The sequence below is a fragment of the Sulfitobacter sp. G21635-S1 genome (genome assembly GCF_027213915.1).
Taxonomy (GTDB): Bacteria; Pseudomonadota; Alphaproteobacteria; order Rhodobacterales; family Rhodobacteraceae; genus Sulfitobacter.
In genome coordinates this window covers 24409-37322 of record NZ_JAPWGV010000005.1, presented here as the reverse complement: position 1 = coordinate 37322, position 12914 = coordinate 24409, and the positions used below count along the sequence as shown (strand labels likewise).

The 12914-nt window shown below is 60.8% G+C and carries 11 protein-coding genes; 7 read left to right on the top strand and 4 right to left on the bottom strand.

Annotation, left to right across the window (positions count from 1 at the left end):
- Positions 1-3 precede the first annotated feature (3 nt).
- Positions 4-1281, top strand: coding sequence for an acetylornithine deacetylase/succinyl-diaminopimelate desuccinylase family protein (locus O4H53_RS07020; protein ID WP_269362474.1), 1278 nt, complete (start codon positions 4-6; stop codon positions 1279-1281).
- On the opposite strand, the gene O4H53_RS07015 is transcribed toward O4H53_RS07020, so the two are convergent.
- Positions 1278-2534, bottom strand: coding sequence for an Hsp70 family protein (locus tag O4H53_RS07015; RefSeq protein ID WP_269362473.1), 1257 nt, complete (start codon positions 2532-2534; stop codon positions 1278-1280). The genes O4H53_RS07020 and O4H53_RS07015 overlap by 4 nt on opposite strands.
- A gap of 134 nt (positions 2535-2668) precedes the next feature.
- On the opposite strand from O4H53_RS07015, the gene O4H53_RS07010 reads away from it, so the two are divergent.
- Complete coding sequence (locus tag O4H53_RS07010; protein WP_269362472.1) at positions 2669-4147, top strand: ABC transporter substrate-binding protein; 1479 nt, start codon at positions 2669-2671, stop codon at positions 4145-4147.
- A gap of 77 nt (positions 4148-4224) precedes the next feature.
- On the opposite strand, the gene O4H53_RS07005 is transcribed toward O4H53_RS07010, so the two are convergent.
- From O4H53_RS07005 to ubiE, 3 genes are read right to left on the bottom strand one after another with little or no spacing between them, the layout of a single operon-like run.
- Positions 4225-5115: a cation diffusion facilitator family transporter gene (locus tag O4H53_RS07005; protein ID WP_269362471.1), complete on the bottom strand. Its 891-nt coding sequence runs from the start codon at positions 5113-5115 to the stop codon at positions 4225-4227.
- Positions 5116-5156: 41 nt separating this feature from the next.
- A complete protein-coding gene (ubiB, locus tag O4H53_RS07000) occupies positions 5157-6689 on the bottom strand; it encodes a 2-polyprenylphenol 6-hydroxylase (RefSeq protein ID WP_269362470.1) in 1533 nt (510 codons plus the stop codon).
- Positions 6690-7433 carry a bifunctional demethylmenaquinone methyltransferase/2-methoxy-6-polyprenyl-1,4-benzoquinol methylase UbiE gene (gene ubiE / locus O4H53_RS06995; protein ID WP_269362469.1) on the bottom strand — a complete coding sequence of 248 codons (744 nt, stop codon included), beginning with the start codon at positions 7431-7433 and terminating at the stop codon, positions 6690-6692.
- 102 nt (positions 7434-7535) lie between these two features.
- Here ubiE and mutM point away from each other — a divergent pair, with 102 nt between their 5' ends.
- The 5 genes from mutM (at position 7536) to dnaN (ending at position 12875) form a co-directional block, all read left to right on the top strand.
- On the top strand, positions 7536-8387 hold the full coding sequence (mutM, locus tag O4H53_RS06990; RefSeq protein ID WP_269362468.1) for a bifunctional DNA-formamidopyrimidine glycosylase/DNA-(apurinic or apyrimidinic site) lyase: 852 nt from the start codon (positions 7536-7538) through the stop codon (positions 8385-8387).
- A gap of 64 nt (positions 8388-8451) precedes the next feature.
- Positions 8452-9228 carry an enoyl-CoA hydratase gene (locus O4H53_RS06985; RefSeq protein WP_114273940.1) on the top strand — a complete coding sequence of 259 codons (777 nt, stop codon included), beginning with the start codon at positions 8452-8454 and terminating at the stop codon, positions 9226-9228.
- 239 nt (positions 9229-9467) lie between these two features.
- Positions 9468-9731 (top strand): 30S ribosomal protein S20, encoded by a 264-nt coding sequence (gene rpsT, locus O4H53_RS06980; RefSeq protein ID WP_269362465.1) that lies wholly within the window; start codon positions 9468-9470, stop codon positions 9729-9731.
- 517 nt (positions 9732-10248) lie between these two features.
- On the top strand, positions 10249-11610 hold the full coding sequence (dnaA, locus tag O4H53_RS06975; RefSeq protein WP_114273942.1) for a chromosomal replication initiator protein DnaA: 1362 nt from the start codon (positions 10249-10251) through the stop codon (positions 11608-11610).
- A 146-nt stretch (positions 11611-11756) separates the two neighbouring features.
- On the top strand, positions 11757-12875 hold the full coding sequence (gene dnaN, locus O4H53_RS06970; protein ID WP_114273943.1) for a DNA polymerase III subunit beta: 1119 nt from the start codon (positions 11757-11759) through the stop codon (positions 12873-12875).
- Positions 12876-12914: the final 39 nt, after the last annotated feature.

Below are 12914 nucleotides of genomic sequence, written 5' to 3'. Positions count from 1 at the left end.
GGTATGAACACATCGCTCCGCACTGCCATCTCTGCCAAGCGTGATGACCTCATCGCGCTGACCCGGGACCTGATCCGCATTCCCACCCTGAATCCGCCGGGCCGGGACTATCGCCTGATCTGCGAATATCTGGACAATCGCCTGCGCAAGCATGGTTTCGAGACGGAACTGATCCGCGCCACCGGCACCCCTGGCGACAGCGACAAATATCCGCGCTGGAACATCGTCGCCCGGCGCGAGGGTACGCGGCCCGGCGACTGCATCCACTTCAACAGCCACACGGACGTGGTGGAGGTCGGCGCGGGCTGGACTTTCGATCCCTTCGGCGGGGACATCGCCGATGGCAAGATTTACGGACGCGGTGCATGCGACATGAAAGGCGGGCTGGCCGCCTCCATCATCGCGGCCGAGGCCTTTATCGAAACGCATCCCGACTTCGCAGGTGCGATTGAGATTTCAGGTACTGCAGACGAGGAAACCGGCGGCTACGGCGGCGTCGCCTACCTGGCGGAGCAGGGCTATTTCAACCCGAGCCGCGTTCAGCACGTCATCATCCCCGAACCGCTGAACAAGGACCGCATCTGCCTGGGCCATCGCGGTGGCTGGTGGGCCGAGATCGAGACAAAGGGCGAAATCGCCCATGGTGCGATGCCATTTCTGGGCGACTGCGCCGTCCGCCACATGGGCGCGGTCCTGCAGGAGTTCGAGGACAAGCTGTTTCCCGCGATGGCTGCCCGCTATACCGACATGCCGGTCGTGCCAGAGGGCGCGCGGCAATCGACGATGAACATCAACTCCATCCACGGCGGAGAGGCCGAACCGGAGGAAGGTTTCACCGGCCTGCAGGCCCATTGCGTCCCCGACAGCTGCCGCATCGTGATCGACCGGCGGTTCCTGATCGAAGAGCCCCTGGACCAAGTCCGGAGTGAGGTCATGGATCTGCTGGAAGGGCTGCGCGCCACACGCGCCAATTTTGACTTTGAACTGACCGAGCGGAACTCGGTCCTGCCTTCCATGACGGACCGTGACGCGCCGGTGGTTCGCACCGTGGCAGACGCCATCGAACAGGTCATGGGCAAGGCGCCTGAATATGTCGCCTCGCCCGGCAGCTATGACCAGAAACACATCGACCGGATCGGCACCCTGAAGAACTGCATCGCCTACGGGCCGGGGGTGCTGGAACTGGCCCACAAACCCGACGAATGGATCGGCATAGATGACATGATCGACAGTGCCATGGTCATGGGTGCCGCGATGGAAAGCCTGCTGCTGAAAGGCTAGCCGTCAAAGGCGGTCGCGGCGCCGATGGCCAGACCATCGACAATCGCCGTCAGCGCCGCACCCCGGTGGATCTCGGCATTCGGAAGACGCATGCGCAGGGCGTTTTCGACCACCTGCATCAGGCTGGAGCCGCCGACAAAGATCACCTTGTCGACCTGTTCCGGCGCAACCCCTGCCGTGGCCATCGCATCAGAAGCCGCCGCGCCGATCTCATCCGCGAGCGGGGCCAGCCGTGCCGTCATCCAATCCGCAGGCAAGGGCAATGTGGCGCCGGGTTTCAGCATCCCGACCTTGACCACCGGGTCGGCGACCCCCGGCGTATTCGCCATGATCTTTCCCGCCTCGACGGCAAAGGCGAGATCATGGCCCAATTCATCTTCCAGCACCTTGACCAGACGGCCCAGCCTCTTGGGATGCACCGCAAATTTCTCCAGCTCCGCCGCCGCCTTTCGGGTATCGGGGCCATAGAGAAACGGGATCTTGGCCCAGGTGGCGAGGTCATTGAAGATGGCATTCGGCGCGATATGCGTGTCATCGCCAAAGGCATGGCGGATCGGACTGCCCATGCCGAGCTGCGGCATGACCCGCCCGATACTCAGATGGCGGTCGAAATCGGTGCCGCCGATGCGAACGCCGTGGCTGGCCAGAATTTCGATCTCTGCCGTGCCCTTCTGCCGGAACAGCGTGAAATCCGACGTGCCGCCACCGATGTCCACGATCAACGCCAGATCGCCGGGGGCCAGCACCTCGCGGTTTGCCAGCGCCGCCGCCTCCGGCTCGTTCATGAACCGCACCTCTGCAAACCCGGCGCGGCGGTAGGCTTCTGTCAGGTCCAGCAATGCCTGGGCGTCGCGCCTGGCATCAGCGGAATGAAACCGGACCGGTCGCCCGGAAAGCGCCCGATCAAACTGAAATCCGGTTGCCGCCTCGGCCCTTGATTTCAGCTCGGCCAGGAACCGCGCAACGATGTCGATGAAATCCAGCCGCTCACCCAGCAGCATCCTGCTTTCGCGCATCAGCCTTGTGCCCAGCAGGCTTTTCAGCCCGCGCATGTAGCGCCCCTCATCACCCGCAAGCAGGGCGGCGCTCGCCCGCTCGCCCACCACCATCTGACCCGCCTCGAAATCGAAAAAGACCGCTGTCGGCAAGGTCTGCGCATCTGCTTCCAGCGGAATCAAATGCGGTCTGCCATCCACGAGGATCCCGGCGGCAGAATTCGATGTGCCGAAATCTATACCCAATGTCGCTGACATGCCGCCGCCCGCCCCTGAATCAAAGGTCGCTGACTAAGCGCTCCGAGAATGAATGGCAATTGACCGATTAAGAACGCTGGCAAGAAGTCTGCGATTTGGCTAGCCTTTCACCATAATCAAAAGGGAGACCACCCATGTTCCACCTTCGCCACTTGCTGCTTGGCGTCAGCACCGCCGCCCTGATGGCAGGCGCGGCTGTTGCCAAGGACGACATCACTGTCGCGCTGCAACTTGAGCCACCTCACCTTGACCCCACATCAGCTGCTGCCGGGGCCATCGATTCCGTGCTCTATTCCAATGTGTTCGAGGGGCTGACGCGCTTCATGTCCGACGGCTCCGTCGTGCCGGGCCTCGCCGAAAGCTGGGAAATTTCCGAAGACGGGCTGACCTATACTTTCAAGCTGCGCGAAGGCGTCACCTTTCACGACGGCACCGCCATGGACGCAGAGGATGTGAAATTCAGCCTCGACCGCATCAATGCCGAGGACAGCGCAAATGCGCAAAAGGCGCTTTACTCAGCCATTTCCGAAGTCAACGTGATCGACCCCGCGACGGTCGAGGTCAAGCTGAGCGAGCAGAACGGCAGCATGCTGTTCAACCTTGCATGGGGTGACGCGGTGATCGTGGCACCCGAAAGCATCGACAACATCAAACAGCAGCCGATCGGGACCGGCGCCTTCAAGTTCGACAGCTGGACACAGGGCGACAAGATCGTACTGTCGAAGAACCCCGATTACTGGGGCACGCCCGCGCAACTTGAATCGGCAACGTTCAAGTTCATCTCCGACCCCACCGCCGCCTTTGCCGCGATGATGGCCGAGGATGCCGATGTCTTCGCGGGCTTCCCTGCGCCGGAAAACCTGCCCCAGTTCGAGGCTGATCCGCGCTTTCAGGTGATCGTAGGATCGACCGAGGGTGAGACTATTCTCTCCACCAACAACACCCGCGCGCCTTTTGACAACGTAAAAGTGCGCGAGGCGATGGCCCATGCGATTGACCGGCAGGCGATCATCGACGGCGCGATGTTCGGCCTTGGCACGCCCATCGGCACACATTTCGCCCCGCACAACCCGGCCTATGTCGATCTGACCTCGCTGAGCGCATATGACCCCGAAAAGGCCAAGGCGCTGTTGGCCGAAGCAGGCTTCCCTGACGGTTTCGAAACCACGCTGCACCTGCCGCCCCCCTCCTACGCCCGGCGCGGCGGAGAGATCATCGCGGCGCAGCTTGCCGAAGTGGGCATCAAGGCGGAAATCACCAACGTCGAATGGGCGCAATGGCTGGAAACCGTGTTCAAGGGCAAGGATTTCGGCCTGACCATCGTCAGCCATACCGAGCCGATGGACATCGGGATCTATGCCAATCCCGACTATTATTTCCAGTATGACAACCCCGATCTGCAAGCGCTGATGGCCGATCTGAACCGCACCACCGACCCGGACAAGCGGAACCAGATGCTGGGTGATGCGCAGCGGATGATCTCGGAGGATTACGTGAATGGCTACCTGTTCCAGCTGGCCTTGCCGACGGTGGCCAAAGCCGGGATCGAAGGCCTGTGGGAAAACGCCCCGACACAGGCGACCGACCTGACGGCCGTTCGCTGGACCGAATGATCTGACGACAAAACAGAAGGCCTCCGCACCGGCGGGGGCCTTTTCATGTCCGGCGCTGAGCTGCGAACAGCATATGCTCAATCGACGATGAAAATGCCCGTGCTCTTCGACTTGTGCTCGGGCTCCACGTGAATGGTGATCTGCGCCTCGCCAAGTTCGGACCGCAACCTGTTCTCCACACGGTCGCAAATCTCATGCGCCTCAAAGACGGAGGTCTCTCCCGGCACCACGAGATGAAAGTCGATAAAGGTGATCGCGCCAGCGTGCCGGGTGCGCAGGTCGTGTGCCTGCGTCGCGCCGCCCGCTTCGGTCGCGATGATTTCCCTGATCTGGTCCAGCTCGCTCTCCGGCACCGCTTCGTCCATCAGACCGCTCAGCGATTCCTTGACCACCTTCGAGCCGGACCAAAGGATATTCAGCGCCACCACCACCGCCATCAACGGGTCAAGCACCCAAAGGCCGGTGGCAAAAGCGAGCAATATCCCGAATGCAACGCCGAATGACGTCAGCACATCGGTAAACAGATGCCTGCCATCCGCCACCAGCGCGGGCGATTTGTAGCGACGCCCCCGCGTCACCAGCAGCCAGGCCCAGACACCGTTAAGCGCGGTGGCACCAAGATTGATCAACAGCCCCTCGATCGGCGCATCCAGCTCACGGGGGGATGCGAAGGCGGCATAGGCCTGGTTCAGGATGATCAGGGCGGCGACGATGATCATCACCCCCTCCAGTACCGCGCTGAAGAACTCGGCCTTGTGATGACCGAAGGGATGGTTCGAATCCGGGGGCCGCGCCGCAATCCGGATCGCGATCAGTGCGGCAATGGCCGTGGCCACGTTCACGGTGCTTTCCAGAGCATCGGAAAACAGCGCGACAGAACCGGTAATCCAATAGGCAATCACCTTGAGCAGCAGCACGACAATGCCAATCGCAATACTGCCTGTGGCCAGTTTCATCGTAGGGCTCATCGCGCGGTCTCTTGTATTTGTCTGTCGCAGGGTGCGACGGATCAGGTCAGGGCTTCAACCAGAACGATCAGGCCCGCCATTGCGGCGGCCCCGCCCAGCGCGGACAGGGCGATCCAGCGTTTGCGCGGCGGGCGCACAATCGTCGTCTCGTTGCTCTGCCGCAAAAGCGCCGCTTCCACCAGACCCGGCAACCGTGGACCAAACCGCGCCAGCACCTGCGCCGTGCCGGCAAGATCGCTGAGCAGCGCCCTGGGTCCGATGGATTTGGAAATGTAATTGGTCACGATCGGGCTGGCCACTTCCCAGATGTTGATGTGCGGGTTCAACGAGCGTGCAACCCCTTCGACCACCACCATCGTCCGTTGCAGCAGGATCAGTTCGGTCCGGGTTTCCATCCCGAACCGCTCGGTCACTTCAAAGAGATAGGTCAACAGCCGCGCCATGGAAATCCGCGTGGCATCCATGCCAAAGATCGGCTCGCCCACCGCGCGCAGGGCGCGGGCGAATTCGTCGACGTCCTTGTCGGCAGGCACATATCCCGCCTCGAAATGTACCTTGGCCACGCGCATGTAATCGCGGCGGATGAATCCATAGAGGATCTCGGCATAGACGCGGCGGGTATAGGCGTCGATATGGCCCATGATCCCGAAATCATAGGCGATGATATCGCCGTTCGGCGCCACCTTGAGGTTCCCCTGGTGCATGTCGGCGTGAAAGAAGCCGTCGCGCAGCGCATGGTTCAGGAACAATTGCAGCACCCGGTTGCTCAGCGCGACCCTGTCATGGCCGGCGGCATCAATGGCGTCATTGTCGCCCATCGACACGCCATCCGCCCAACCCAGGGTCATCACCCGCCGCGCCGAAAGGTTCCACTTGATTGCAGGTAGCTGGAATCCTTCATCATCCTTGGTGTTGGCGGCGAATTCCGACGCCGCAGCGCTTTCCAGCCTCAGATCCAGCTCGCCCCGCACAACGCCATCGAAATGCTCGATCACATCCATCGGGCGCAGGCGGCGCGAACCGGGAGAGAACATTTCAACCATGCGGGCCGCCAGATAGAAGGCATCGACATCCTTGCGGAAGGCGCGTTCGATGTTCGGGCGCAACACCTTGACCGCAACCTGCTCGCCCGTATCCGCCAATGTCGCCTTGTGCACCTGCGCGATGGAGGCCGCGGCCACCGATTCGCTGAAATCGGAGAACAGATCACTCACCGGCTCGCCCAGCTCACGCTCCACCTCGGCCTTGGCTTCTTCGATGGAAAAGGGCGGCAGCTTGTCCTGCAACACGCGCAATTGCACCGCAAGCTCATCGCCCACCACATCGGGACGGGTGGACAGGACCTGCCCGAACTTGATGTAGGCCGGTCCCAGCGCCGTCAGCGCGCGGGTCGCGGGCGGCATCGACGGATCGCCCTTGTAGCCCAGCCATTTGAACGGCAGGCCAAGCGCACGGGCCACAAACCGAAGGGTCGGCGTCGCCTCGAAGGCATCCAGCACCAGGTTCATCGCACCTGTCCGCTCAAGCGTGGCACCGGTGCGGATCAACCGCCATATGTTATGGGGCCCACGCACCTAAAGCTTCCAGCCTGAATGCAGGGCGGCAATGCCCATGGTCAGATTTCGGTACTTGGCCTGTTCGAATCCCGCGGCGCGGACCATGTCCAGAAACGTCTCCTGGTCGGGGAAGTTGCGGATCGATTCCACCAGGTACTGATAGCTGTCGCGGTCGTTGGCTATGACCTGCCCCATGCGCGGGATCACGTTGAAACTGTAAAGATCATAGGCCTTTTGCATCATCGGGTTCGGCAGCTGGCTGAACTCCAGCACCATCAGCCGCCCGCCGGGGCGCAGCACGCGGTAGGCCTCGTTCAGCGCCTCTTGCGGGCGCGTCACGTTCCGAATGCCAAAGCTGATGGTATAGACGTCAAAGCTGTTGTCGTCGAAGGGCAGGTTCATCGCGTCGCCGACAACCCAGTCCAGACTGTCGGCCAATTGCTCTGCCTCGGCGCGCTTGCGCCCCTCGACCAGCATCCCCTCGGTCAGGTCGCAGACGGTGGCATGCCCCTGCCCTGCGCGTTTGAGGAACTTGAACGAAACGTCACCCGTGCCACCCGCCACATCCAGCAGCCGCTGCCCGGCGCGCGGGGCAAGCCAATCCATCATCGCCTCTTTCCAGATGCGGTGGATGCCCATGCTCATCACATCGTTCATGATGTCATATTTGTTCGCCACATCGGAAAACAGGTTGCGGACCATTCCGGCCTTGTCATCTTCGCGCACGGTCTGCGCGCCGAAATGCGTGGTCTTGTCTGTCATGTTCAGCGTCCCGATATTATCAAGGCGGAGATATAGCCTAGACACGCGGGATACAAACCGCCAATTGCCGCAGGCCCCGACTGCCCGTGAAAAGGAGGCCAGATGCCCGAACTGCCAGAAGTCGAAACCGTGCGCCGCGGCCTTGCCCCGGCGATGGAGGGCGTTGTGATCGAACGGGCGCAGGTGAACCGCCCCGACCTGCGCTGGCCCTTTCCCGCCGGAATGGCCGAAAGGCTGACAGGGCAGATGGTCGAGCGTCTGCGCCGCCGGTCGAAATACATACTGGCCGATCTCGCATCGGGGGAATCGCTGTTGATCCACCTCGGGATGTCGGGCCGCATGCTGGTTTCCGGTGACCCGCTGGGCCAGTTCGTGCACAGCCATCCCGCGCCCGAAAAACACGACCACGTGGTGCTGCACATGGCCAATGGTGCGCGGATCACCTTCAACGACCCGCGCCGCTTTGGCGCGATGGACCTGATGCAGACCGCCCGGGCCGATCAGCACAAGCTGCTGGCCATTCTGGGGCCGGAACCTCTGGGCAACACCTTCAGCGAGGCGCATCTGATTGCCGCGCTCAAGGGGCGCAACACGCCGATCAAATCCGCGCTGCTGGATCAGCGCATCGTCGCGGGATTGGGAAATATCTATGTCTGCGAAGCGCTTTACCGCGCCCGCATCCATCCCGCACGCAAGGCCGGCCGTATCTCGGCCGCGCGGATTGCCACCCTGGTTCCGATCATCCGCAACGTGCTTTCAGAGGCGATTGAGGCTGGCGGATCCTCCCTGCGCGACTTTCGTCAGGCGGATGGCGAACTGGGGTATTTCCAGCACAATTTCGATGTCTACGGGCGCGAAAACGCCCCCTGTCGCACGCCGGGCTGCGGCCAGGTCATAAGACGCATCGTGCAGTCCGGACGCTCTTCGTTCTATTGCGGTGAATGTCAAAGATAGCTTGAAACGTATTTTGCCCGTGTTATGCGTGGCGACCTGAGCGCAACGATAGAGAGACCCTCTGATGGCATACGAAACGATCATCGTGGATGTGGAAAACCATGTGGCGCTTGTCACGCTGAACAGACCTGATGCCCTGAACGCGTTGAACGATGTTCTGATGTCCGAGCTTGCCGACGCGCTGAAGGGTGCGCAGGACAATGAAAAGGTCCGCTGCATCATCATCACCGGCTCTGAAAAGGCTTTCGCCGCCGGTGCCGATATCGCCATGATGCGCGACAAGACATTCGTCGAAGCCTTTTCCGGAGATCTTTTCACACCCGAAACCGAACAGATCATGCGCGTCCGCAAGCCCATCATCGCTGCCGTATCCGGCTATGCGCTGGGTGGCGGCTGCGAGCTGGCGATGATGTGCGACTTCATCATCTGCTCCGAGACCGCGAAGTTCGGCCAGCCCGAGATCAACCTTGGCGTCGTGGCCGGGATCGGCGGCACCCAGCGGCTGACCCGCCTTGTCGGCAAATCCAAGGCGATGGACATGAACCTGACCGGCCGCTTCATGGATGCAGAAGAGGCCGAACGTTCCGGCCTGGTCTCGCGGGTTGTCCCGGTAAAGAAGCTGATGGAAGAAGCCATGAGCGCCGCCGCAAAGATCGCGGAGAAATCCATGATCTCCGTCATGGTGGTCAAGGAGGCGGTCAACCGCGCCTACGAAGTGCCGCTGCGCGAAGGGCTGTTGTTTGAACGCCGGATGTTCCACTCGCTGTTCGCGACCGAGGACCAGAACGAAGGCATGTCCGCCTTCCTTGAAAAGCGCGAAGCACAGTTCAGAGACAAATAAGGCCGTCCTGCTTCGGATGGCCCGCCAACCGGCCGGTGCCTTGCAATTGCCTGAACGCCGCCGCGCCGTTGCGGTCTGACGTTCCGATGTCTTTACAACCGGCTGCATTTCCCGCTATAGCCCGCCCGATACATGCGCGTGCAGCCCGCTCAGGCTAGAATCACCTTCCCGGTACATCCGGCACGGGTTTGGCGTCACGCGCCTTGAACCGAAATTGAAAAACCCGAAGGCTGATCCTCATGGCAAACACAGAACAATCCAAGAAGCGCGCACGTCAGAACGAAAAGCGTTTCCAGATCAACAAGGCGCGTCGTTCGCGCATCCGCACATATCTGCGCAAGGTCGAAGAAGCGATCGCTTCCGGCGACAAGACAGCAGCGACCGAAGCGCTGAAAACAGCACAGCCCGAGCTGATGCGCGGTGTGACAAAGGGTGTGTTTCATAAAAACACCGCATCGAGAAAAATGTCGCGCCTCGCGGCACGGGTCAAAGCTCTGGGTTGATTTTCAGGGTTCTCGCGAACCGAATCGACTATCTGCTTGAATCAAAAGGCGTCGCATAGCGGCGCCTTTTTTCGTGTCTGAGGTCTCAAAAAACCAACATAGATTCTTTCCCGACAAAAAAGTGAGTCAAGTCGGAAGATATGTTGAAGCGCGGCCTCTGTCCTTGCTACCTACATAGAGCGATTCATTTCGCGTGGGGGGACAGGCCCTGTAAATAGGCACTTTCGGAATCGGATAGTATCTATTTTGGGACGCGGGTGGATGTGGTTTGGTCACGTCACACCCGTATTGCGAATGCTGCTGCTAGCGCGTTTGCCCTGTTCGTTTTGATACGGACGGCTTTTGCCAAGACCGATGCACCTGGCTGCATCGATTGGCGAAATCCTTGTTTGAAAGGTCCAGATGCTTGGGTCGGTTTCCGTTTGGGACCGGACAATCGATCTGTGTTCTGGATTGTGTGTAGTGCCGGACTGCTCCGGCGCTTGTTAGAAACCTGGCTGGGGACGAGTTAGAAAAAATGACGCAGGATCAATGGGGCGAGATCAGACAAAGGCTGCTGAAAACAGTTGGACAGAACAACTTCACAACCTGGATTGAACCGATGGTTGCGGGCAAGGTGGCAAGCGGAATCGCGACATTGCATGTCCCGACAAACTTTTTCGGCAACTACGTCAGCCAGAATTTTTCGGATCTGATCCTGCATGAGATCAACGCCGAGGGCATCGAGGTTTCCCGCCTGAATTTCGCGCTGCAGCCCCGCGTTGCAAATGACGCCGCCAAACCTTCGGACCCGCCCCGCAAACCCGCCGTTGCCGCCACGGCCAGCGCCACCAGCGTCATGGCAACAGCCCCCCTCGACCCCAGGTTCAGCTTTGACAATTTTGTCGTCGGCAAACCCAACGAACTGGCCCATGCAGCCGCCAAACGGGTGGCCGAGGGCGGCCCCGTGACCTTCAACCCGCTGTTTCTCTATGGTGGCGTCGGCCTGGGCAAGACCCACCTGATGCATGCCATCGCCCGCGAACTGGCCGAACAGAAACCCCAGATGAACGTCCTTTATCTGTCGGCCGAACAGTTCATGTATCGTTTCGTTCAGGCCTTGCGTGACCGCAAGATGATGGACTTCAAGGAAATTTTCCGCTCCGTTGATGTGCTGATGGTCGATGACGTCCAGTTCATTGCCGGCAAGGACAGTACCCAGGAAGAATTCTTTCACACCTTCAACGCCCTTGTAGACCAGCGAAAGCAGATCATCATCTCTGCCGATCGCGCACCCGGCGAGATCAAGGATCTGGAAGACCGTGTGAAATCCCGGCTGCAATGCGGTCTGGTCGTGGACCTGCACCCCACAGACTACGAACTGCGCCTGGGCATCCTGCAAAGCAAAGTCGAAGGGCAGCGCGAAAACTATCCCGACCTTGAGGTCGAGGATGGCGTGCTTGAATTCCTCGCCCACCGGATCACCTCCAACGTCCGGGTCCTTGAAGGCGCCCTGACACGTCTGTTCGCCTTCGGCTCCCTTGTCGGTCGCGAGATCAACATGGAGCTGACCCAGGACTGCCTGGTGGACGTATTGCGCGATTCCGAACGCAAGATTTCCGTCGAGGAGATCCAGCGCAAGGTCTCCGAGCACTACAATATCCGGCTGAGCGACATGATCGGGCCGAAGCGGCTGCGCAGCTATGCCCGCCCGCGCCAGGTGGCCATGTACCTGTGCAAACTGATGACCAGCCGCTCCCTGCCGGAGATCGGGCGCCGGTTTGGCGGGCGTGACCATACCACGGTCATGCATGGCGTCCGCCGGATCGAAGAGCTGAAAACGACGGATGACCAGATCGCCGAAGATCTGCAACTGCTGCGCCGCGCGCTGGAGTCCTGAACGCGGTATCAATGTCACGGCTGTCAGGTGATTGAGGGGCCCTTGCGGCCCCTCTTGCATTTGGCCCGCCAAAGCATGAAAAGTCTTGTTAAAACGAGGGAACCGGGTAGTTTGCCCCTCCCGACGGGTCTGACGGAGAAGCCATCATGAAATTCAGCATCGAACGCGCCGCATTGCTCAAGGCGGTCAGCCAGGCCCAATCCGTTGTCGAACGGCGCAACACCATTCCGATCCTCGCCAACGTGCTGATCGAGGCCGAAGGCAGCGACGTGTCCTTTCGCGCCACCGACCTGGATATCGAAGTGGTGGACAAGGTTGGCGCCCAGGTGGAACGCGCCGGTGCCACAACGGTATCGGCAACCCTGCTGCATGAAATCGTCCGCAAACTGCCCGATGGCGCATTGATCAACCTGACCGCAGACACCGCGGCAGGCCGCCTGACGGTGGAAGCGGGCCGCTCCAATTTCAGCCTCGCCACCCTGCCCCGCGAGGATTTTCCGGTGATGGCATCGTCTGAGTACGCTTCGAACTTCAGCGCGCCCGCACCCGTGCTGCGCCGCCTTTTCGACAAGTCGAAATTCGCCATCTCCACCGAAGAAACCCGGTATTACCTGAACGGCGTCTATATGCATATCGCCGACGGCGATGGCGGCAAGATGCTGCGCTGCGTGGCCACGGACGGACACCGGCTCGCCCGGATCGACGCCGACATGCCCGAAGGGGCGGCAGAGATGCCCGGCGTCATCGTGCCCCGCAAGACGGTTGGTGAACTGCGCAAGCTGCTGGAAGACGACGACATGAAAATCGCCGTATCCGTGTCAGAGACCAAGGTCCGCTTTGCCACACCGGAGATCACCCTGACCTCCAAGGTCATCGACGGCACCTTCCCCGACTACACCCGCGTGATCCCGCAGGGGAACACCCGCAAGATGGAAGTGGACGCCGCCGAATTCGCCCAGGCCGTGGATCGGGTCGCCACTGTCAGTTCGGAACGCTCCCGCGCGGTCAAGCTGCAGCTGGACGAAGATCGCCTGATCCTCTCGGTGAATGCCCCTGACAGCGGCGCCGCCGAGGAGGAGCTTGCCGTGGCCTACGGCGACGAGCGTCTGGAGATCGGGTTCAACGCGAAATACCTGCTGGAGATCGCAAGCCAGGTGGACCGGGAGAACGCCGTGTTCCTGTTCAACTCATCGGGTGACCCGACACTGATGCGCGAAGGCAATGACATGTCGGCCGTCTATGTCGTCATGCCAATGCGTGTGTGACGCGTCGGAGTTTTCGAAAACTCCGGCCCGATATTATTG